Raw genomic sequence first — 21,799 nt, 5'->3', positions numbered from 1 at the left:
AATGGGGTTTCAGGCCGCGTCGATGAGGTCCGAAAACGTCGGGCGGTCCCGAGTGATCTGAAGGCGCAGGGCGTCGAGCGTGGCGATGTTGTCGACGAACGCATCCACCACGACGGGGTCGAAGGCCGTGCCGCGCAACTCCACCAACATCTCCAGCGCTTTCTCCGCGCTGAACGCAGGGCGGTAGACGCGGTCCATGGTCAGCGCGTCGTAGAAGTCCGCCACCGCGGTGATGCGGCCGCAGAGCGGGATGGCCTCACCGCTCAAGCCTTTGGGGTAGCCTGTTCCGTCGAAGCGCTCGTGGTGCGTCAATGCGACTTCCGCGGCCAGGCGGAACACGGGAACGCGCGAGCTGCTGAGGATCTTGGCGCCCATTTCGGGATGCTGCTTCATCACGGCGCGCTCTTCGTCGGTCAGCGGCCCCGCCTTTTTCAGGACGTGATCCGGTGTGCCAATCTTTCCGATGTCGTGCATGGGGGCTGCACGGCGAAGCATGCGCGCGAACATTGGTGTGGACCCCAGATGCAGCGCCAGTGCTTCGGCCAGATATCCGATCCGGATGATATGAACGGATGTGTCGTCGTCGCGGAACTCTGCCGCCATGGAGAGGTGCAAAAGCGCTTCATGGTGCGCGCGTGTGACCTCCCGCAATGCCTCGTTGCGCTCCCTGTACATGTGACCGAAGTCTTCAACGAAGCGCTCCATCTGCGCGGCCGCCTCTTCTGCAAAGCAGCGGGGCTCTTCCCGGGGCGCCAGCGGTGTCGTTCGGACGGCAGTCATGCCGCTGCTTCCGCGCGGTAGACGGCTTCCAGGACCTGCAAGGTGCTGAATGGTTTGACCAGATACTCGTCAGCACCGGCCTTTTCGCCGTCGCGCCGATCTTCCGCCTGGCCGCGGGCGGTCAACATGATCACCTTGGTATGTTTGAGCGCAGGATTGGACTTGATGCACCTGCACACGTCGAGGCCCGACAGAGCGCCCGGCATCATGACATCGAGCAGCACGACATCCGGCAAGATGTCGCGTGCCATCTGCAAGCCCGCCTCGCCGTTCGCTGCTTCATGGATGTCGAAATCCTCGAACTCCATCGTCATCTTCAGAAGCTTTCGAATGTCTACATGGTCTTCAACGATCAATACGGTTTTCATGGCTGCCTCTTGCATGTCTGCTGTGTGTCCGTCATCCGGGCCCCGGGATGCGGGAGATGAGAACGGGTAAAAAATTGGAGTGGCCAGGGGGCTCACCGCCCATCCACAACCGTCTTGTGGTCGTGAGCCTCTAGGCCGAGATGAGCTGGGGCGATGCATTCGATCGGCGCAGCCCGACGGCATCGATCTGGCTCAAGGACGTTTCACCCGACTTCAGGCGGAAAAGTCGCATGGAGTTGCTCACGCCCTGGACCTGGCCGTGCACGGATTGCGCCGCGGCGGCGAGTTCCTCCACCATCGACGCGTTTTGCTGCGTGATGGAATCCATGTGGGACACCGCTTCGTTGATCTGGGAGACGCCGACCTTCTGCTCTCCGGCCGCGGTGCTGATTTCATCCAGGACCGAGTTCACCTTCCCGATGGACTCCAGAACCGCCTGCATGCGTTCGCGTGCTTGTGCGGCGCTGGTCACCCCCGCCGTGACGCGCGTCCCGGATTCGATGATCAAATCCTTGATGTCCTTCGCGGCTGTGGCCGTGCGTTGCGCCAGGGCGCGAACCTCCGAAGCCACCACTGCAAATCCGCGGCCCTGATCTCCTGCGCGTGCGGCTTCGACGGCGGCATTGAGGGCCAGGATGTTGGTCTGGAAAGCAACCCCTTCGATCAATTGAATGATGTCCTCGATGCGCTTGGAGGAGGCAGCAATGTCCTGCATGGTGGCCGCAAGGCTCTGCACGGCTTCGTCGCTGCGGCGAGCGACTTCGGCAGTCGTGTGCGCCATGTGGGCTCCGTGGTTGGCGGAGCTGGCGCTATTTTGGATCGTGCCGTTGATCTGTTCCATGGAGGCGGCAGTCTGTTGCAGGTTGCCCGCCTGCGCTTCAGTGCGCGCCGAGAGGTCGTTGTTTCCAGAGGCTATCTCCTGGACGGCGATGTCCAGATGACCGACTTCTTCACGGACATCGCTGACCACGGTGCGCAGGTTCACGCTGACCTGGTTGAGCGCCTGCTGCAGTTGGCCCACGACGTCGCTCGCACCGGTTTCCACTGCGTGCGACAGGTCGCCGGATGCCAGGCAATTGGCGTCCCTGACCAAACGACGCAGTGGACTGACGGCAAAGGCGCGGATCAGCGCGAAGCTCCCGAGCACCGCGGCCGTTGCGACGGCGCCAGTCACATACCAGGCGGCACCCAACAGGGCAGGGGTCACGGTGGCCGTTGCAGCGGCCGCCTGCACGGCCATCACCTTGCTGGCCACTGAGGGGTGGGCCAGGCGCTTGATGCGCCCGAGCAGGCCCCTTTGCACGATGGCGCCGCGGTGCAGGCCATAGCTGGCCCGGCCTGAATTGCTCTGCCGGTTCAGTATCTCGTAGAAGGCTTCTGCTGCCCGCACCTGCTCCCTCGTCGGGGTCGTGCGCACCGAAAGAAAGCCTGTGATCTGGTTGCCGTCCATCATCGGAGTGGCATTCGCTTGAACCCAGTAGTGGTCGCCATCCTTGCGCCTGTTCTTCACGATACCCGTCCATGGCACGCCGGACTGGATCGTTTCCCACATGTCGCGGAAAGCTTCCGACGGCATGTCAGGGTGCCGCACGAGATTGTGTGGCTGCCCCAGCAACTCCTCTCTCTGGAACCCGCTGACCTGCACGAAGGCCCGGTTGCAGTAGGTGATGCGGCCCTTCAGGTCGGTCACAGACACCAGGGTTTCGTTCGCGGGGAATGTGAACTCTCTTTGGCTGACTGGGTGGTTGTTTCGCATCTTGGCTCCTTCGCTGAGTGGTCTGTCCGCAGTCGCGGCTGTCTGAAATCATCTTCAAGTTGCTTAAATGATAATTCTATCGCCTGGGAGATGTCAAATATGATTTTGCAGTTTTTGACTTGGATCAAGACTCTGGCTGTGCAGTGCACCGTTCTGACGCCGACGAAATGCAGAATTACTGCTCGAAGGCTGCTAAAGATCGAAAAAAATTGCGCGTTGTGCGAATTTTTCACGCCATCAATGATTTTTGCCGGCGTTTTGAGCAAGGCATGGCCGTTGGCTTTCATGACATCGCAATGTCAAAAACTGCCTTTCTCCGTAAGTTTCGCTTAAGAAATGATAAATATGATCTAAATGAATTCGGATTTCGCAGCCTGCCAGAACCCACGGTTAGCGCCGGGGCGGTATTCGAAGAAGAAGTAAGAGGTCTGTGAGCTCTGCGGGTGCGCCCGAGAGCTCATGGGCCACCAGAGGCCGTCATACCCAAGAGGGGCATCACTTATGAAAAACTTGAAGATTTCCACACGTCTCTACGGCACCTTCGGCTTGCTGGTGCTTTTGCTCGTGGGGCTGGCCGTCGTGGCGCTGCTACAGATGGGCTTGGTCAATGCTGCGACCACTGATATCGCGGACAACTGGTTGCCCAGCGTGCGGACTGCCAATGCGCTCGATGCCAAGGTCAAGGAACTGCGCATAGATCTGCTCAACCACGTGTTGAACACCGACGCTGCCACCATGGCCAGCATCGACCAGCGGATCGAGGCGGACCGCAGCGCGGTCGGCAAGCTCCGCAGCGAGTACGAGAAGCTGATCAGCAGTCCCGCAGAGCAAAAGTTGTATGAACGCTTCTCGGAAACTTGGCGCCAATACAGGGAGGCCAACGACCATGCCTTGGACTTCTCGCGCAGGAACGAGAACGACAAGGCGCGTGAAGTGCTGGACGGCGAGTCCCTGAAGTTCCACACCCAGATCAAGGCTCAGCTGGACGAGCTCGTCAAACTCAACAGTCAAGGAGCCGATGCTTCGCGCGATAGTGCTCATCAAGCCTACGCAAACGCTCAAAAAACTTTGCTGATCATTGCGATCGTCGCCATATCAATGGCAGTCGCCGCCGCCATATGGCTGGTGCGCTCCATCACACGCCCTTTGGCCGTGGCGGTGGGGGTGGCGCAACGGGTCGCTGCGGGAGACCTGACGGCCACCATCCAGGTGTCCTCCCGCGACGAGATGGGGGAACTGCTGGGTTCGCTGCAAAGCATGCAGCAAAGCCTGGTTCGTACCGTGGGCCTGGTGCGCGAAAACTCCCAGAGCGTGTCCACTGCATCTTCAGAAATATCTCAGGGCAACAGCGACCTGAGCAGCCGCACGGAGCAACAGGCCAGTGCGCTGGAGGAAACCGCGGCATCCATGGAGGAGCTGAACTCCACAGTCCGCCAGAACGCGGACAATGCACGGCAAGCCAACCAATTGGCAATGAGCGCCTCGTCGGTGGCCGTGCATGGCGGCGAGGTGGTCGGCCAGGTCGTGGCCACGATGCGCGAGATCAATGAAAGCAGCCAGAAGATTGCCGACATCATTGGCGTCATCGATGGAATTGCATTCCAGACCAATATTCTGGCGCTCAACGCCGCAGTCGAAGCGGCCCGCGCCGGAGAGCAGGGCAGGGGCTTTGCTGTGGTCGCCTCCGAAGTGCGGAACCTCGCGGGCCGCTCGGCTGATGCGGCCAAGCAGATCAAGGCCTTGATTGGCGCCAGTGTGGAGCGCGTGAGCCAAGGTGCGTCCCTTGCCGACCAGGCTGGCGAAACCATGAGCGAAGTGGTGGGCTCGATCAAGCGCGTCACCGACCTCATGGGTGAGATCAGCGCGGCGAGCACCGAACAGAGCCAGGGCGTGGCCCAGGTCGGCGAGGCGGTGACCCAGATGGACCAGGTGACCCAGCAAAATGCCGCGCTGGTCGAGGAGATGGCCGCTGCCGCCAGCAGTTTGAACAATCAGGCGCTGGAACTGGTGCGCGCTGTCGACTTCTTCAAGCTCTCCGACGAGCGTGAGGCCGCGTTCGGCTCCGTACCCGCGGCGGCGCCCGCGCCGACTGCGGCTGTGCGATTGAGCAAGCCCGCCAATGCACGCACCATCGCCGCGGGCCGGAGGCCCGATGCGCGACCTGTGTTCGCGGCGCCCCAGCTGGCTGCTGCCGCAGGCAATGTGGATTGGGAAGCCTTCTGAGGCGGGTGTGTGTGGCGGGGAGCTTGGCGCAACCCCGATGGGTTTCGGCGGAATCCAGGCGCGATGCCCAGCTGCATTTCTGCAATCTCGGGGAAGGACTTGGATAGCTTCACAGCCCAACGGCTCGGCAGCGGGGAGAATGGGCGGAAACCACCCGCAGTGCGGGGTGCAGGCGCAAGCCGTCGCCGCTAGGCTACGATTTCCGATCTGAAACCCTTGATGCCACCAGCGAACATGGAACAACCCGCCGAGTACAACGCAGCCCGCCAGGGCGACTCCGACGGCAGCCCGCGGCCAAGCGAGCGGACATGGTCGGTGACACCCGACGTGATGATGGTGGCAGACGGTGCGGGGCGCCTTCTCGATGTCAATCCGGCTTGGACGCGCACATTGGGGTGGAGCCGGGAAGAGAGCCTGGGCCGGAGCTTCGAATCGTTCGTCCATGCCGCGGATATGCCCGCGACCCAGGAGGCCTTCAGGCAGCTGCAGCGCGGCGAGCCGGTGCTGCGGTTCGAGAACCGCTACCGTGCCAAGGATGGAAACTACCGCTGGCTGTCGTGGATCGCGGTGCCTGAAGGCAACGAGTTTCGGTGTTCGGCGCGGGACGTCACGCAGGACAAGACAGCGTCCGAAGAGCGCTCGAGGCTCTGGGCGCTCTCTTCCGACATGCTGGCCAGGGCCAACTACGAAGGCATGATGACCGCGGTGAACCCCGCGTGGACGGCGGTGCTGGGCTTTGCACCCGAGGAGTTGCTGGCCACCCCCTATGTGGACTTCATGCACCCTGAGGATGCGGGCGTGACGCTGGCCGCGCTGGAGTCCATGGGGCAGACCGGCGATCCCACGCGGTTCGAGAACCGCATCCGCTCTGCCGACGGGCAATGGAAACACATCGAATGGACGGTGTCACCAGAGCCGGGTGGCGTCTATTTCGTGGCGGTGGGCCGTGACGTGAGCGAGCAGAAGGCCCGCGAGCGCGAGTTGGCCGAGGCCCAGGCGCTGCTGCGGCAGGCGCAGAAGATGGAGGCCGTAGGCCAGCTCACCGGCGGCATCGCCCACGATTTCAACAACCTCCTGAACGCCGTATCGCTCAATCTCGAGATGCTGTCGCGCCGCGTGGAGTTGGGGCAGTACGACGGTCTGGCCAAGTACATCGGCACGGCCCATGCATCGGTCAAGCGCGGCGCCACCCTCACGCAGCGCCTGCTGGCTTTCTCGCGGCGGCAGACCCTCGATCCCAAGCCGATCGATGTCAACCGGCTGGTGGCCGGGGTCGAAGACATCGTTCGTGGCGCCGTAGGCCCCTCCATCCACGTCGACGTGGTGCTGGCAGACGACCTGTGGCCCGCCAACGTGGACGCGTCGCAGCTGGAGAACTCCATCCTCAATCTGTGCATCAATGCCCGCGATGCGATGCTGCCGGAGGGTGGCAGGTTGGCCATCGAAACCGCCAACCTGTGGCTCGACAGCCACCAGGCGCGCGCGCGCGAGCTGCCGCAGGGCGAGTACATCTCTCTGGCGGTGTCGGACACGGGGTCGGGCATGGCGCCCGACGTGGTCGCGAGAGCGTTCGAACCCTTCTTCACCACCAAGCCCCTGGGGCAGGGCACAGGCTTGGGGCTGTCCATGGTGTACGGCTTCGTTCGGCAATCGGGCGGCCAACTGCGGGTGCAGTCCGAGGTGGGCCGGGGCACGACGATCCAGCTGTACTTTCCCCGCCATGTCGGCGCAGTGGCCGCGCCGCAGCCGCTGGCCGCCGATGAGGAATCCGCCACGGGCGGTGGCGAGGTCATCGTGTTGATCGACGACGAGGAAGCGATTCGCGTGGTGGCGGCCGAGGCCCTGGGCCTGGCCGGCTACCAGGTGTTGCAAGCGCAGGACGGGCCCTCCGGGCTGGCGGTGCTGCAATCGGGCCGACGGGTGGACCTGCTCGTGACGGACGTGGGCCTTCCCGGAGGCATGAACGGCCGGCAGGTCGCCGATGCCGCCCGGGTCGTCCGCCCGGGGCTCAAGGTGCTGTTCATCACCGGCTACGCAGCGACGGCGGCCGTTGGCAACGGGCATCTCGATGCGAACATGCGGGTGCTGACCAAGCCTTTCGAAATGGCCGCGCTCGCGAACAAGATCGACGAACTTCTCAAGCACTGACCACAGGCCCTCGCCACCCCGCGGTCGGCGGATGGCCAGGCGCGCGGCGGGCCGGTGTCGGGGCATGGCCCATGGTCCATCACCCCGTGCAGCCCCCTGCCGACGGCATGTGGCGCCGGCCAAACTGCGCCCTCGACCTACACAAGAAGTCTGTCCATCGGGTGATGCTGTTCGATGTGCCTGCTGCGGCGTGCACATCCCCACGACGACACGATGGACACACCCATGGACCACCATACCCAGCTTTCTGTTTCGCGGAGGGGCCTGCTGATCGCCGGTGCTTCCACAGCCGCCATGACCGCGGTGCCCGGCCAGGCGGGGGCGCAGACACCGCCCACACCCGTGCCCGAGGTGCCACACCAGCGCATGGCCTTGAAGGTCAACGGCACGGAGCACACCCTCCACCTGGACACGCGCACCACCTTGCTGGATGCCTTGCGCGAGCACTTGCAGCTCACCGGTACCAAGAAGGGCTGCGACCACGGCCAGTGCGGCGCCTGTACCGTGCTGGTGAACGGACGGCGCGTGGTGTCTTGCCTCAGCCTGGCGGTCATGAACGAGGGCACGAGCGTCACCACCATCGAGGGCCTGGGGACACCGAAGGCGCCCCACGCCTTGCAGGCGGCCTTTGTGCGGCACGACGGATACCAGTGCGGCTACTGCACGCCGGGGCAGATCTGCTCGGCTGTGGGCGTGCTCGACGAAATCAGGCAGGGCATGCCCAGCCATGCCAGTCCCGACATCGTGGCCCAGCCCCTGGTCTCGGCCGACGAACTGCGCGAGCGGATGAGCGGCAACCTGTGCCGCTGCGGCGCGTACTCCAACATCATTGATGCCATCACCGACGTGGCGGGGAGGGCTCGCACATGACCCCCTTCACCTACGAACGCGCAACATCGCCCGTGCAGGCCGCAGCCGCCTTGGCCGCACGGCCCGGCGCCCGCTTCATTGCCGGTGGCACCAATCTGCTTGACCTGATGAAGCTGCAGATAGAGACGCCCGTGCACCTGGTGGACGTGAACGCTGCCGGCATGGGCACGGTGGAGCCCACGGCGCAGGGTGGCCTGCGCATCGGCGCGCTGGTGCGCAACAGCGACCTGGCGGCCCACCCCCGGGTGCGGCGTGACTACGGTGTGCTGACCCGCGCGCTGGTGGCGGGCGCGTCGGGCCAGTTGCGCAACATGGCGACCACCGGCGGCAACCTGCTGCAGCGTACGCGCTGCCCATACTTCTACGACACCCACATGCCCTGCAACAAGCGCCTGCCCGGCAGTGGCTGCTCGGCGCTGGGCGGCGTCAGCCGCCAGCATGCGGTCATCGGCGCCAGCCAGGACTGCATCGCCACCCACCCGAGCGACATGGCCGTGGCGTTGCGCGTGCTCGATGCCACGGTGGAGACCGTCGATGCCGCAGGCCAGGCGCGCGTCATCCCGATTGCGGACTTTCACCGCCTGCCCGGCAACACGCCGCACATCGAGACCGCTCTGCAGCCCGGCGAGCTCATCACCTCTGTCACGCTGCCCGCCCCGGTGGGTGGCACGCACACCTACCACAAGGTGCGCGACCGGGCGTCCTATGCTTTTGCATTGGTGTCGGTGGCCGCCATCGTGCAGCGCGACGGCAGCGGCCGGGTGGCGCTGGGCGGCGTGGCGCACAAGCCCTGGCGCGTGGGGGCGGCCGAGGCGCTGCTGCCGCAGGGCGCGAAAGCCACGGCCGACCGCCTGCTGGCGGGCGCGCGCCCCACGCACGACAACGCATTCAAACTGCCACTGGCCGAGCGCACGCTCGCTGCCGTGCTGCAACAGGCCAGGAGCTGACGCCATGAAGTTCGACACCCCCGCCACCGTCAATCCCATTGACCAGCTCAAGATCATCGGCCAACCGGTGGACCGCATCGATGGCCTGCTCAAGACCACCGGCACCGCCCCCTACGCCTATGAGCGGCACGATGTGGCGCACCGGCCCGCCTACGGCCACGTGGTGGGCGCGGCCATCGCCAAGGGGCGCATCCGCAGCATCGACCTGGCGCAGGCGCGCCGTGCGCCGGGCGTGCTTGCCATTGTCACGGCCCAGACGGCCGGCAAGCTCGGGCAGGGCAAGATGAACACGGTCCCGCTGCTGGCCGGGCCACAGGTCGTGCACTACCACCAGGCGGTGGCCCTGGTCGTGGCCGAGACCTTCGAGCAGGCCCGCGCCGCGGCACAGCTGGTGCGTGTGGACTATGAACGCACCCCGGGCGCCTACGACCTGGCTGCGGCCAAGGACTCGGCCACTGTGCCCGACAGCATCAACGGCGACGCGCCGGACACGGCCATCGGTGACTTCGACGGCGCCTATGCCGCAGCGCCGGTGAAGGTGGATGCCACCTACACCACGCCCGACCAGTCGCACGCCATGATGGAGCCGCATGCCACGCTGGCTGCGTGGAAGGGCGATGAACTCACCGTGTGGACATCCAACCAGATGATCGCCTGGGGCCAGGGCGAACTGGCCACCACCCTGGGCATCCCCAAAGAGAAGGTGCGCCTGGTGTCGCCTTTCATCGGCGGAGGTTTTGGGGGCAAGCTGTTCCTGCGCGCCGATGCGCTGCTGGCCGCGCTGGGCGCCCGAGCGGCCCGGCGGCCGGTCAAGGTGGCGCTGCAGCGCCCGCTGATCGCCAACAACACCACCCACCGGCCCGCAACGATCCAGCGGGTGCGCATCGGCGCTGCCGCGGACGGCCGCATCACCGCCATCGGGCACGAGAGCTGGTCGGGAGACCAGCCCAAGGGCTCTGCCGATGGCGCCGTGGACCAGACCCGGCGGCTGTATGCGGGGCCCCACCGCATGACCGCCACCCGCCTGGCCGTGCTGGACCTGCCCGAGGCCAATGCGATGCGCGCACCCGGCGAGGCCACGGGCCACATGGCGCTGGAGGTCGCCATGGACGAGCTGGCCGAAAAGCTGCAGATCGACCCCGTGGAACTGCGCATCCGCAACGACACGCAGGTCGTGCCGGACACCGGCAAGAAGGGCCAGACAAAAGACAGCGCCGCAGCGGACAAGCCCTTCTCTCGCCGTGAGCTGGTGCAGTGCCTGCGCACGGGCGCCGAGCGCTTTGGCTGGAAAGAGCGCAAACCGCAACCCGCCCAGCGCCGCGAGGGGCGCTGGCTGGTGGGTCTGGGCGTAGCGGCGGCCTACCGCGGCGCGCCAGTTGAAAAATCGGCGGCCCGCGTGCGCCTGGATGGCCAGGGCCTCATCACCGTGGAGACCGACATGACCGACATCGGCACCGGCAGCTACACCATCATTGCCCAGACTGCGGCCGAGATGATGGGCGTGCCGCTCGAGCGGGTGCGGGTGCGGCTGGGAGACTCCAATTTTCCCGTGTCCTCCGGCTCGGGCGGGCAGTGGGGTGCTGCCAGCTCCACGTCTGGCGTGTATGCGGCCTGCGTGAAGCTGCGCGAAGCCATCGCCCGCAAGCTGGGCATGGATCCGGCGACTGTGCAGTTCGCCGACGGCCAGGTGCAGGCCGGCGAGCGCAGCGTGCCCTTGGGGCAGGCGGCCGCTGATGGCGACATCACGGCCGAAGACGCCATCGAATTCGGCGTGCTGGACAAGAAGACGCAGCAGTCCACCTTTGGCGCGCATTTCGTGGAGGTGGCTGTGGACGCCTACACCGCGGAAATCCGGGTGCGCCGCATGCTGGCCGTGTGCGCCGCGGGCCGCATCCTGAACCCCAAGTCCGCGCGCAGCCAGGTGATCGGCGCGATGACCATGGGCGTGGGCGGCGCGCTGATGGAGGAGCTGGCGGTGGACACGCGCCTGGGCTTTTTCGTCAACCACGACCTGGCGGGCTATGAGGTGCCGGTGCACGCCGACATTCCCCACCAGGAGGTGATCTTCCTCGACGAGGTGGATCCCATGGCATCGCCGATGAAGGCCAAGGGTGTGGGCGAGCTGGGCATCTGCGGCGTGAGCGCAGCCATCGCCAACGCCATCTACAACGCCACCGGAGTGCGCGTGCGGGACTACCCCATCACTCTGGACAAGGTCCTGGCCGGCATGGCCCGCGCCGCATGAGGACTGTGCCGTCACGGCATCAGCGCTCATCCATGGCTTGAAGGGAGTGGCAGCAGGCAATGAACTATGGGGCACTGCGCAGAGCTTCGACGCGCAGGCGGGAGTAGACTGCGCGCTTCATTCAATCCTTCGCCCCCCGGCTTCCGGCACGGCCTGGCTGCACCAGCCACGCCATGCGCCTGCCATCCAAGGCCCACCATGATCTGCGCGATGTTGCTGTGCGTTGCTGCTGCGTCCTCCGCAGGCGCCGGGGAGGAACTCTGGTTTCCGCTGTACGGCGATCCGCAAGAGACGGGCGTGAACCTGGTGGAAGTCAAGCCCGAGCCCGTGGGATTGGACCAGCGTGTGATGCTGGACCTGCGCGTCTCGCGCGACAGGCCGCGCACATCCTTCCAGGGCCAGAAGTACCGGTCCTACTATGCGAAGGTGGTGGTGCATTGCCCGTCGCAAACGGCTTGGTATCTATCGCTGTCGTACTACGGACTTCCGCTGTGGAAGGGAGAGGTCGTGGGCCGCGAGGACTATGCGGAGGGCAAGGCCCCTGTGCTGTTCAAGGACGTGCCGGGGGAGCCCTACAAACGCATGATCGCTGCGGCCTGCAAGGTCCGGGGATAGCGGCGCGCCCCGCCCTGGCCTGGGCTGTTTCTGCAGTGGCCTCTCAGGCGGGTTCGTGCCCGAGCCGGAACACGGACACGGCGTGCACCAGTTCCTGCGACTGCGTGCTCAAGCTGAGCGCCGCCGCCGACATCTGTTCGACCAGTGCCGCGTTCTGCTGGGTGGCGGCATCCATGTGCACCACCGACTGCACCACCTGAGACACTTCGTGGTGCTGGTGCCTGCAAGCGGTGTTGATCGCAGCCACCAGCTCGGACACCTTGTGGATGGCGCTCACCGCCTCGCCCATCGTCGCACCGGCGCTGTCGACCAGGCCTGAGCCGTGCTCCACCCGGCTGACACTGGTATCGATGAGGTTCTTGATTTCCTTGGCGGCCTGGGCGCTTCTCTGCGCCAGGTTGCGCACCTCGCTGGCAACGACCGCGAAGCCGCGGCCCTGATCGCCTGCGCGGGCCGCTTCCACGGCGGCATTGAGCGCCAGGATGTTGGTCTGAAAGGCGATGCCGTCGATGACGCCGATGATCTCGGAGATCTTCTGGGAGCTGTCGTGGATGCCCTTCATGGTCTTGACCACTTCCTGCACCACCGAGCCCGCGTTGTTCGCCACCGAGGCGGCGACACCTGCGATGCGGTCCGCTTCGGTCGCGTTGTCGGCGTTCTGGCGAACCGCCGAGCTCAGCTGCTCCATCGTGGCGCTGGTTTGCTGCAGCGTGCTGGCCTGGTGTTCGGTGCGGGTCGACAAATCCTGGTTGCCGTTGGCGATCTCCTGGCTCGCGGCTGCCACGTTGTCTGCGTTGTGCCTGACGGTGCGCACGGCGTCGGACAGGCGGTGCGACATCGTGGCGAGTGCGGCCATGGCGCTTTCCGAATCTCCGTCGCGCAGCCGGATGGCGCGGGCCAGGTCGCCGTCGGCCACCGACTGGGCCACATGCTTGAGCGCATGCGGGTCCGCGCCCAGTTGCCGCACCACGGAACGCAAGTACAGCGAAAGTCCCAGCAGCGCTGCCGCGATGCCTGCCATGACGGCAATCACGATATTGCGGTCCAGCGATGCCAGCGACTGGATCTCCTGAATGCGAAAGGCCAGGCGGTTGCCTTGGCGGGTTTTTTCTGCCGCCAAAGGCTGCAAAAGCCGGTTGCGGGCCGGAATGGTCTTGTCCACCAGGAAGGCGAACGCTTCCTCCTTTTTTCCGGCCTGTATGAGTTTGACGTTCTCCTCGCCCACGGCCCAGAACTCCGTCATCAGCGAGGGCAGCGGGGCGAACGCCCGGCGCCCATCCTCGTCCATCATGTTCTTGCCCAGGTGGTCCAGATGGTCGAGCAGCAGCTTTTTCTTGGCCCCGATGTCCGCAAGCGTCTCCGCGAGCTCCGCAGGCGTGCGGGCCAGGATGGCATGGCGAAGCTGCAAGGACGTGCGGGTGACGTTGAGCTCCAGTTCCCCGATGGTCACCAGCTGCGGGACGTTGGTGAGGTTGACGCGGTCCGCTGCCTCCGTCACCTTGTCCATCATGGACCAGACAATGACTGCTGCGATCACGAGCACGCTGATCAGCGACCCATTGATGAGCGCAAGCCGTTGCGCCAGAGAGAGACTTTTCATCGGATTTCCTGTGGTCGTCAATCTTTTGAAATACCGACCGGATCGCGTGCCTGTTTTGCGCAACCCAACAGGGCTTGCGCCAACTCCCCGAGGGGGAACAACGCCCTGTGGGGGAAGAGGTTTTCCCCGCATGGCCGCGAGCACGTCCAAATGCCGTCCAGGCCAGTGTAGGGAAAGCACAAAATGCTGCAAGTTTTTTCTTGCGTGCTTGTCGTCCGCTCCTTTGATGGAAGCCTGGCCACATACGATGCCGTCCCAATGGCGCTTTACATTGGTCGGTGCTTCGATCAGCCGCCGCAGGAAGTTTTGCGCCCAAGTCGCGCTGCTGGCTGACACCGTTGAGCGGGTCGCGCCGTAGCATGATCGACTGGATCAAAAAGCCATTCACGCCGTGCGCATCGCGACCTGGAACATCAACAACATCAACAAGCGGATCGACCTGCTTGTGGACTGGCTGCGCCGCACCAGTCCGGATGTCGTTGCGCTGCAGGAGCTCAAATGCCCGGCGTCGGACTTTCCGGCTGCGGCACTCGAAGCCGCAGGGTACCGGTCCCTCGTGGTGGGACAGCGAACGTGGAACGGCGTCGCGCTCCTCTCGCGTGGACAAGAAGAACCTCTGGCGGTGGCAACCGCACTGCCGGGCGATTCCTCGGACAAGCAGGCACGCTATGTAGAGGCTGCCATCCATGGGGTGCTCTTCGCCTGCCTGTATCTGCCCAACGGCAACCCCCAGCCGGGCCCCAAGTTCGACTACAAGCTCAGCTGGTTCGACCGCCTGCAGCAGCGTGCACAGGCCCTCTGGGACTCCGGCCACCCGGTGGTACTGATGGGTGACTGGAACGTGGTGCCGACCGACGCGGACATCTACAAGCCCGATACCTGGCGCAACGACGCGCTGCTGCAGCCCCGGCCGCGCGCCGCCTTTGCCCAGGTGCTGGCGCAGGGCTGGACCGATGCCATTGCCAAGGTGCATCGCACCAGTGTGCCGTTCACGTTCTGGGACTATCGGCGCAAGCGCTGGGAGCGCGATGCGGGTCTTCGCATCGACCACATCCTGGCGGGGCCGTCCCTGAAGGTGGTGGATGCCGGTGTGGACCGTGAAGAGCGTGCGCGGGAAGGCGCCAGCGACCATGCGCCGGTGTGGGCCGAACTCTCGCTGGGCAAGGCGCGCGCCCGGCGCAAGGCGGCGAGCCTGCCGGCGCCCGCCCGCTCGCGCACCGCGACCCTGCGGCCCGCGCCTGCAGCGCCGGCCGAGTCGCCGCTGTCCCGCTACAACGCCAAGCGTGATTTCACCAAGACTGCAGAGCCCTCGGGCGTCATGCCCAAGAAGCGGCCTGCCCCACGGTCCGGGGCTGCGCAGCCGCTGCACTTCGTGGTCCAGAAGCACTGGGCGTCCCGCCTGCACTACGACTTTCGCCTGGAACTCGATGGTGTGATGGTCAGCTGGGCGGTCCCGAAAGGCCCGTCCTTCGACCCCGCCACCAAGTCGATGGCGATCCAGGTGGAGGACCACCCCATCGACTACAACACCTTCGAGGGCACGATCCCCAAGGGCGAGTACGGTGCGGGCACGGTCATCGTCTGGGACCGGGGCACCTGGGAGCCGGTGGACGATGCGCGGGAAGGCCTGCGCAAGGGCAAGGTCCTGTTCAGGTTGCACGGCCAGAAGCTCGCGGGCCTGTGGGAGCTGGTGCGCATCTCCAAACCCGGAGAAAAGAAGCAGGACCAGTGGATGCTCTTCAAGAAGCGTGGCGACGCCTGGGCGCGGCCGCGCGCCGAATACGACGTCATCACAGCGCTCCCCGACAGCGTGGTCGACAAGCCGCTCGGCCTCGTCGAAGAGCGGGAGCCGCGGGGCAGCGGGGCCGCGCCGCAGCGCACGGCGCCTGGCGCATCCGACGCCGTGCAGGCGGCCCGCAAGGCCCGGCTCCCCGCCAGGCTGCAGCCCCAGCTCGCCACGCTGGTGGCGAGCGTGCCGGAGGGCGACTGGGTCGTCGAGACCAAGTTCGATGGCTACCGGGTGCTGGTGCGCATCGACGGCGAAGAGGTGCGCATCTTCACGCGCAACGGCAACGACTGGACCGCCAAACTGCAGCCCGTGGCCGTTGCGGTGGCCGCGCTGGGCCTCACGAGCGCCTGGCTCGACGGTGAGATCGTCGTGCTCAACGACGCAGGCCTTCCGGACTTCAACCGGTTGCAGAACGCCATCGACAGTGCCCATCCGCGCGACATCGTGTTGTTCGTGTTCGACGTGCCGTTCCTGGGCGGCCGGGACCTGCGTGCCGTCCCGCTGGCAGCACGGAGAACAGTGCTGCAAGCGCTCTTCGATGAACGCCACAGCGACACCGTGCGGTTCAGCGCGTCTTTCGATGCGCCGCCATCCCAGCTGCTCGGCGCCGCGTGCCAGATGGGCCTGGAAGGCGTGATCGCCAAGCGGGCGGATGCGCCCTACGTGTCGGGGCGCACCGAGACCTGGCTGAAGCTCAAGTGCCAGCACCGGCAGGAGTTCGTGGTGCTGGGGTTCACCGACCGGTCGCATGCGGCCCGGGAGGTCGGCAGCTTGCTGCTGGGCTACCACGAGGGCGGAAAGCTGCACTCCGCGGGCTCGGTGGGAACCGGCTGGGATTCCGCTACCGGCAGGCAGCTGTACACCAAGCTGGCCAAACTGGAGGTGGCGACCTCGCCGGTGAGCGCAGACGAGGTCAAGCCGGGGCGATGGTCCCGGCGCAAGGCCGGCAGCGAGCGGTGGGTGAAACCGTCCATGGTCGTGGAGGTGGCTTTTGGTGATTGGACGCCGGATCTGCGCATCCGGCACGCCGTGTTCCGGGGTATCCGGACCGACAAGCCTGCCCGCGCGATCGTCCGTGAACAGCGGCAGGCGCCGCTGCAACCTCCGCAAGCTCGGCAGCAGGAGGCCCCAGTGCCGCAGAAGACCGCTCTGCGGCGCAAGGCCGGCACCGTGAAGATCACCCACCCCGAGCGGGTGGTCGACCCCAGCACCGGCCTGCGCAAGATCGATCTGGTGCACTACTACGAGAGCATTGCCGACAGGATGCTGCCGCACCTCAAGAACCGGCCTGCCTCCCTGGTGCGCGCGCCGACCGGCATCACGGGGCAGCTCTTTTTCCAGAAACACCCCGACAGCAAGATGCCGGGCGTGAGGGCACTGGACCCCGCGCTGTGGCCTGACCACGCGGCGCTGCTAGCCGTCCACTCGGTGGAGGCGCTCGTCTCGGCCGCGCAGATGAATGTGGTGGAGTTCCACACCTGGAACTCGAAGATTGCGCGCATCGACCAGCCTGACCGCATAGTGCTGGATCTGGACCCCGGTGAGGGCGTGACCTGGCCCATGCTGCAAGAGGCGGCCGAACTGACCCGCGTCATGCTCGCCGAACTGGGGCTGGAGAGCTGGCTCAAGACCAGCGGGGGCAAGGGCTTGCACGTGGTGGTGCCCATCACGCCGCAGCTCGACTACGACGCGGTGAAGGCCTTTTCCCAGTCGGTCGTCAAGCACATGGCCCGGATCATCCCTTCCAGGTTCGTGGCCGTCATGGGTGGCAAGAACCGCGTGGGAAAGATCTTCATCGACTACCTGCGCAACGGCCACGGGCAGACCACCGCCTGTGCTTTTTCTGCCCGTGCGCGGCCCGGCATGGGCGTGTCGATGCCCGTGGCGTGGGATCAGCTGTCTGACCTCCAAGGCGGGGCGCAGTGGACGGTAGCGACAGCGCGGGAGTACCTGAGTTTTCAGAAGCAGGACCCGTGGGAAGGCTACTGGAAGAAGCGGCAGTCGATCCAGCAGGGCATCAAGATGCTGGCCTAGGGCTATCCCAAGCCCGGTGTGCGGCCTCAGAGGGCGGGCGCTATAGTCGGCCACCATCTCGTGGCCCCGAGGACGCGATATCTCCCCGTTTGTACCGCCAGATTCCTGTCTTGATCTGTGGCCATGCGCATCAAAAGTCAGCTGTTCGCTCTTGTCCTGTCCGTCCTCGTGCCTGCGTCTGTGGCTGCGATGCTGGCCATCTGGTACGTCTACCAGGAACAGCAGGCCACGCAGGAGACGGGGCTGAAGGAGGCGGCGCGCACCTTCTCGCTCCTGGTGGACAACGAGCTGCAGTCGCGGCAACGGGTGTTGCGCACCATTGCCAATGCACCTTCGCTGGCCAGCGGCGACATGGCAACGTTCTACGAATTCGCCATCAAGAACGCACCGACGCCCGACACGACGATCATCCTGTTCGACACGAGCGGCCGGCAACTGCTGAACACGCGGGTCCCGCTCGGCACCGCCCTGCCAACCCAGCGGGCTTCCAACATCAACGATCTGATGCAGGGGGACGGAGGCCTCTCGCCCCTCGTGTCCGACGTGTTTTTCGCGCCGCTCGGAAAGCGGTACGACTTCGTTGTCCAGGTCCCTTTCATGGAGGGCGGCGTCGTTCGGTACTTCGTGGTGATGGGGGTGAATGCAACGGCCATCCAGGCGCTGCTGTCGGAGCAAAACATGCCGGCCACCTGGCTGAGCACCATCGTCGACCGCAAGGGGACGGTGCTGGCGCGGTCGCGGGATCCCGACAAGTTCGTGGGCAAGTCGTCGGACGAGCGGCTGCACAAGCTGTTCTCGTCGACCACCCAAGGCGTGACCCGCTCGGTCACGCTCGACGGCGTGGCCGTCAAGACGTTCTACCAGCGCGTTGACGCCTCCGACTGGACCGTCGTGCTCAGCATCCCCGAGAGCGAGATTCAAAGTTCGGCGATCCGGGGCGCTGGCATCTTCGCCCTGGCGGCGGTACTGCTGCTGGTCATATCGTTGCTCGTGGCGCGGCGCATCGGCGCCGGCGTCATTTCGCGGATGCACCGGCTTGAAATGGCGGCGGAGGCACTGGGCCGTGGTGAACAGGTGAACTACTCATCACAGGGCCTCGTGGAGGTCGATGCGGTGGGCATGCGCATCGCGCAGGTCAGCGACCGGTTGCTGCTGAATCAGCGCGAACTGGAGCTGCGCGTTGCCCAAGCGGTCGCCGATACCGAGCGTGCGCAAAAGGCTTTGCTTCAGGGGCAAAAGATGGAAGCCTTGGGGCGCCTGACCGGCGGCATCGCCCACGAGTTCAACAACCTGCTGCAAACCTTGTCCACCTCGCTGCAACTGGCCAAACGGGCCAATGAGTCCGAACGCGTGCAGGGGCTGCTCGATACTTGCACCAAGGCGCTCCAGCGCGCCAAGGCATTGACCGGCCAGCTCAGTGCGTTTGGCCGCACGCAGGACGCGCGGCTGGAGACCGTCAGCCTGCCCAAGCACATCCAGGATTTTCGCCAGCTGGTGGACAACGTGCTTCCGGCCAGCATCACGCTGGACGTCAGCATGTCGCAAGACGCGTGGCCCGTCACCATCGACCCCACGCAGTTCGAACTGGCCTTTCTCAATCTCGCCATCAACGCCAAGGATGCGATGCCGTCCGGCGGCACCATCCGCGTGGTGGTGGGCAACGAGCCCGGTGCCTCCCCGGCCGAGGGCCTGCCGGTGGGCGACTATGTCCGGCTGCGGTTTTCGGATTCGGGCATCGGGATGACGGCGGAGATCATGGCCAAGGCGCTCGATCCCTTCTTCACCACCAAGCGGGTGGGAGAGGGCACGGGCCTGGGGCTGCCCCAGGCCTTCGGCTTTGCGCGGCAGGCCGGCGGCACGCTGGTGCTCCACAGCCGCGAAGGGCAGGGTACCCAGGTGGACATCTACCTGCCCAGGGCGACAGGGGCGGTTGCAGGGCCGCACGCCAGTGCAGTGCGTGCGCCGGAGGCTGCGGGCGTGAGCGGCGGCACGCTGCTGTTCGTCGAAGACGATGCCCTGGTGCGTGAAAGCGTTGCGCCCGCGCTGGAGGGCGGCGGGTTCTTCGTGATCATGGCCGAGAGCGCCGATGCGGCGCTGGCGTGCCTGGAGGCCGGCACCAAGGTCGACTTCGTTTTCTCTGACGTGGTGATGCCCGGCACGCTGAACGGAATCGATCTCGCACGCACGGTGGTGAGCCGTTTTCCGCACATCAAGGTGGTGCTGGCCACCGGCTATTCGGAAAACCGTGTGTCCATGCCCGGCGTCCAGGTGCTGGCCAAGCCCTACGACGTGGCGGACGTGCTGCGTGTGCTGAGAAAAGCAGCGGATTGACGGGCCGGTGCTCCGGCGCACCGGGTTCAGTGTCGGCGAGCGGCTGACGGGTTTTTTCGTTGGTGTCCGTGCGCCAGCTGGGCCAGCGTCAGGGCCTGGTCTGGCGGTCGGAAAAGATTCGCTCGCGACCGCTTTTGGGGAGGTCGTAGCAGCAGTCGGGAGCAATGGCGCGGAATCGGTGTGATGGCGTCACAAAACCGAAACATCGTGTCGGTAACATTTGCTCACACCGATTCCCTGGCGCTGTCCATGCCCGCAACCACTGAGTACCTGAGCGACTTCCGGCCGCGTTTTCGCCAGCCTAGCGCAGCCGACCTGTGCATCGAAGTGCCGTGCATGACGACGGACGACACCAATGAAAAAGTGATGGAGGTGTTCAACCGCCACCGCGACCTCGTGAGTCTGCCTGTGGTGGAGGGGAGCCAGCCGATCGGCCTCATCAACCGGAGCATCTTCCTGTCGCAGATGAGCAAGCAGTTCCGGCAGGAGCTGTACGGCCGCAAGAGCTGCATCGCGTTCATGGACAAGGAGCCGCTGATCGTCGACGCGGGCCTGGACATCGACGCACTGACTTTCAAGACCGTCGAGTATGGAGAAAAGGCGCTGTCCGACGGCTTCATCATCACGCGCGACGGGGCCTATGCGGGCATCGGCAACGGCCTTCAGCTCATGCGGGTGGTGGCGGACATGCAGGCCTCCCGCAACCGCCAGATCATGCACAGCATCGAGTACGCCAGCGTGATCCAGCGGTCCACGCTGCGCAGCTCGCTCGACGCCATGGCGCGCGCCTGTCCGGCGGCCAGCCTGGTGTGGCAGCCGCGGGACATCGTGGGCGGCGACTTCTATCAGTTCAGCACGGACGCGGACGGCTGGTTCGCCACGGTGGCCGACTGCACGGGCCACGGCGTGCCCGGCGCCTTCATGACCCTGATTGCGTCCACCAGCCTGAATCAGGCCATCGAGCAGAACGGCCCGCGCGATCCTGCGAGCCTGCTCGGCCATGTGAATCGCAGTATCAAGCAGATGCTGGGCCAGGTGGATGGGCAGGATGGCACGCCGGGCTCTGACGATGGCATGGATGCAGCGTGCTTCTGGTTCGAGCCCGCGGCAGGCCGCCTCATCTTTGCGGGCGCGCGGCTGGCGATGTTCGTGGTGCGTCCCGGGGCCGACGCGGTGGACGTGCTGGAGGGGCAGCGCAAGGGTGTCGGCTATGTGGACAGCGAGTTCGACTACGCATGGAAGAACCAGGAAGCGAACCTGCCCGTCGGCAGCCTGGTGTTCGTGAGCACCGACGGCCTGATCGATCAGATCGGCGGGGCCCGCGGCATTGCATTGGGCAAGCGCCGCGTGCGGGAGCTGTTGCTGGAGCACAAGGACAACACCCCGTCAGAGGTCAACGCAGCGCTGCTGGAGGCGCTGCGGGTCTGGCAGGGCGACCACCACCGGCGCGATGACCTGACCTTCTTTTGCTTTCGCACCTAGACAGACCACGACCTATGCCATCCCTCACGATCGCCAACAAGTACGGCTCGTTCTTCAATCTGGCGCGCCAGCACCAGGTCATCTTCTACTACGTGGGGTACTTCTCGCAGCACATCGTGGCCGCGATGGCCGATGCGGTGAAGCTGCAGCTGGAAGTGGCCGGGGTTGCCGCTCCCACGCGGCGCAAGCTGTTCTCCTCGTTCGTCGAGATGGCGCAGAACATCATCCACTACTCGGCGGATTCCCTGACCCCTGCAAGCCAGAACAATGGCGAACTGCGCCACGGCTCGGTGTGCATTCGCCGCGAAGAGGACGGCAGCTTCTCGCTGCTGTGTGCCAACCCCATCGAACGCCTGGTGGCCGAGGAACTGCGCGTCAAGCTCAGTGCGCTGCGCAGCATGACGCTCGAGGAGATCAAGCAGGCCTACCGGCAGACGCTGCGCGAGGAGACGCCCGAAGGAAGCAAGGGCGCAGGCATGGGGTTCCTCACCGTCGCGCGCGATGCCCGCGAGCCTCTCGAATTTGATTTCGATGCCGACGATGACCATGGCCAATCGCCCGTCTTCTACCTGAAGGCGGCCATCTAGGCGCTGAGCGCTCGCAACGAATCG

Annotated in this window: 15 protein-coding genes; 11 read left to right on the top strand and 4 right to left on the bottom strand. The window is 65.5% G+C overall.

Annotated features, from left to right (window positions below; all coding sequences use genetic code 11):
- Positions 1-9 precede the first annotated feature (9 nt).
- From ACSQ3D_RS12585 to ACSQ3D_RS12575, 3 genes are all read right to left on the bottom strand, one after another.
- Positions 10-780 (bottom strand): HD-GYP domain-containing protein, encoded by a 771-nt coding sequence (locus tag ACSQ3D_RS12585; protein ID WP_056422956.1) that lies wholly within the window; start codon positions 778-780, stop codon positions 10-12.
- Positions 777-1,148, bottom strand: coding sequence for a response regulator transcription factor (locus ACSQ3D_RS12580; RefSeq protein WP_056418243.1), 372 nt, complete (start codon positions 1,146-1,148; stop codon positions 777-779). Before ACSQ3D_RS12580 ends, ACSQ3D_RS12585 begins: the two co-directional genes overlap by 4 nt.
- A gap of 130 nt (positions 1,149-1,278) precedes the next feature.
- A complete protein-coding gene (locus ACSQ3D_RS12575; protein WP_056417215.1) occupies positions 1,279-2,904 on the bottom strand; it encodes a methyl-accepting chemotaxis protein in 1,626 nt (541 codons plus the stop codon).
- A 119-nt stretch (positions 2,905-3,023) separates the two neighbouring features.
- Here ACSQ3D_RS12575 and ACSQ3D_RS12570 point away from each other — a divergent pair, with 119 nt between their 5' ends.
- From ACSQ3D_RS12570 to ACSQ3D_RS12540, 7 genes are all read left to right on the top strand, one after another.
- Positions 3,024-3,338 carry a hypothetical protein gene (locus tag ACSQ3D_RS12570; protein WP_156371524.1) on the top strand — a complete coding sequence of 105 codons (315 nt, stop codon included), beginning with the start codon at positions 3,024-3,026 and terminating at the stop codon, positions 3,336-3,338.
- A 67-nt stretch (positions 3,339-3,405) separates the two neighbouring features.
- Positions 3,406-5,127: a methyl-accepting chemotaxis protein gene (locus ACSQ3D_RS12565; RefSeq protein ID WP_056417221.1), complete on the top strand. Its 1,722-nt coding sequence runs from the start codon at positions 3,406-3,408 to the stop codon at positions 5,125-5,127.
- 234 nt (positions 5,128-5,361) lie between these two features.
- Entirely contained in the window at positions 5,362-7,275 is a 1,914-nt protein-coding gene (locus tag ACSQ3D_RS12560) for a hybrid sensor histidine kinase/response regulator (RefSeq protein ID WP_162240446.1), read from the top strand.
- A gap of 225 nt (positions 7,276-7,500) precedes the next feature.
- Positions 7,501-8,145, top strand: a complete 645-nt coding sequence (gene paoA / locus ACSQ3D_RS12555) for an aldehyde dehydrogenase iron-sulfur subunit PaoA (RefSeq protein ID WP_056418246.1) — start codon at positions 7,501-7,503, stop codon at positions 8,143-8,145.
- Positions 8,142-9,092: an FAD binding domain-containing protein gene (locus ACSQ3D_RS12550; RefSeq protein ID WP_056417225.1), complete on the top strand. Its 951-nt coding sequence runs from the start codon at positions 8,142-8,144 to the stop codon at positions 9,090-9,092. The genes paoA and ACSQ3D_RS12550 overlap by 4 nt, the downstream gene beginning before the upstream one ends.
- 4 nt (positions 9,093-9,096) lie before the next feature.
- Positions 9,097-11,337, top strand: coding sequence for an aldehyde oxidoreductase molybdenum-binding subunit PaoC (paoC, locus tag ACSQ3D_RS12545; protein WP_436127118.1), 2,241 nt, complete (start codon positions 9,097-9,099; stop codon positions 11,335-11,337).
- 198 nt (positions 11,338-11,535) lie between these two features.
- Entirely contained in the window at positions 11,536-11,952 is a 417-nt protein-coding gene (locus ACSQ3D_RS12540; protein WP_436127117.1) for a surface-adhesin E family protein, read from the top strand.
- Between the two features lie 43 nt (positions 11,953-11,995).
- Here ACSQ3D_RS12540 and ACSQ3D_RS12535 read toward each other — a convergent pair whose 3' ends face one another.
- Positions 11,996-13,552, bottom strand: coding sequence for a methyl-accepting chemotaxis protein (locus ACSQ3D_RS12535; RefSeq protein ID WP_056417232.1), 1,557 nt, complete (start codon positions 13,550-13,552; stop codon positions 11,996-11,998).
- A 391-nt stretch (positions 13,553-13,943) separates the two neighbouring features.
- Between ACSQ3D_RS12535 and ligD the strand changes: the two genes are divergently transcribed.
- From ligD to ACSQ3D_RS12515, 4 genes are all read left to right on the top strand, one after another.
- Entirely contained in the window at positions 13,944-17,375 is a 3,432-nt protein-coding gene (gene ligD, locus ACSQ3D_RS12530) for a DNA ligase D (RefSeq protein ID WP_436127116.1), read from the top strand.
- A gap of 123 nt (positions 17,376-17,498) precedes the next feature.
- A complete protein-coding gene (locus tag ACSQ3D_RS12525; protein WP_396503332.1) occupies positions 17,499-19,706 on the top strand; it encodes a hybrid sensor histidine kinase/response regulator in 2,208 nt (735 codons plus the stop codon).
- 249 nt (positions 19,707-19,955) lie between these two features.
- The gene (locus ACSQ3D_RS12520) at positions 19,956-21,188 is read left to right on the top strand and encodes a SpoIIE family protein phosphatase (protein ID WP_436127115.1); all 1,233 of its coding nucleotides are present in this window, start codon (positions 19,956-19,958) and stop codon (positions 21,186-21,188) included.
- Positions 21,189-21,202: 14 nt separating this feature from the next.
- Positions 21,203-21,775, top strand: coding sequence for a SiaB family protein kinase (locus ACSQ3D_RS12515; RefSeq protein ID WP_396503330.1), 573 nt, complete (start codon positions 21,203-21,205; stop codon positions 21,773-21,775).
- Positions 21,776-21,799: the final 24 nt, after the last annotated feature.

This window comes from Acidovorax sp. LjRoot117 (genome assembly GCF_964252695.1).
GTDB lineage: Bacteria > Pseudomonadota > Gammaproteobacteria > Burkholderiales > Burkholderiaceae_C > Acidovorax.
The sequence above is the reverse complement of the archived record's forward strand: the minus strand, read 5'-3'. Positions and strand labels throughout refer to the sequence as shown.

Bases quoted from the DNA above. Each gene is read 5' to 3' on its own strand.
- ACSQ3D_RS12585 (WP_056422956.1), bottom strand. From the start codon at position 780: ATGACTGCCGTCCGAACGACACCGCTGGCGCCCCGGGAAGAGCCCCGC.
- ACSQ3D_RS12560 (WP_162240446.1), top strand. From the start codon at position 5,362: ATGGAACAACCCGCCGAGTACAACGCAGCCCGCCAGGGCGACTCCGAC.
- ACSQ3D_RS12550 (WP_056417225.1), top strand. From the start codon at position 8,142: ATGACCCCCTTCACCTACGAACGCGCAACATCGCCCGTGCAGGCCGCA.
- ACSQ3D_RS12575 (WP_056417215.1), bottom strand. From the start codon at position 2,904: ATGCGAAACAACCACCCAGTCAGCCAAAGAGAGTTCACATTCCCCGCG.
- ACSQ3D_RS12565 (WP_056417221.1), top strand. From the start codon at position 3,406: ATGAAAAACTTGAAGATTTCCACACGTCTCTACGGCACCTTCGGCTTG.
- ACSQ3D_RS12540 (WP_436127117.1), top strand. From the start codon at position 11,536: ATGATCTGCGCGATGTTGCTGTGCGTTGCTGCTGCGTCCTCCGCAGGC.
- paoA (WP_056418246.1), top strand. From the start codon at position 7,501: ATGGACCACCATACCCAGCTTTCTGTTTCGCGGAGGGGCCTGCTGATC.
- ACSQ3D_RS12525 (WP_396503332.1), top strand. From the start codon at position 17,499: ATGCGCATCAAAAGTCAGCTGTTCGCTCTTGTCCTGTCCGTCCTCGTG.
- paoC (WP_436127118.1), top strand. From the start codon at position 9,097: ATGAAGTTCGACACCCCCGCCACCGTCAATCCCATTGACCAGCTCAAG.
- ACSQ3D_RS12535 (WP_056417232.1), bottom strand. From the start codon at position 13,552: ATGAAAAGTCTCTCTCTGGCGCAACGGCTTGCGCTCATCAATGGGTCG.
- ACSQ3D_RS12515 (WP_396503330.1), top strand. From the start codon at position 21,203: ATGCCATCCCTCACGATCGCCAACAAGTACGGCTCGTTCTTCAATCTG.
- ACSQ3D_RS12520 (WP_436127115.1), top strand. From the start codon at position 19,956: ATGCCCGCAACCACTGAGTACCTGAGCGACTTCCGGCCGCGTTTTCGC.
- ACSQ3D_RS12580 (WP_056418243.1), bottom strand. From the start codon at position 1,148: ATGAAAACCGTATTGATCGTTGAAGACCATGTAGACATTCGAAAGCTT.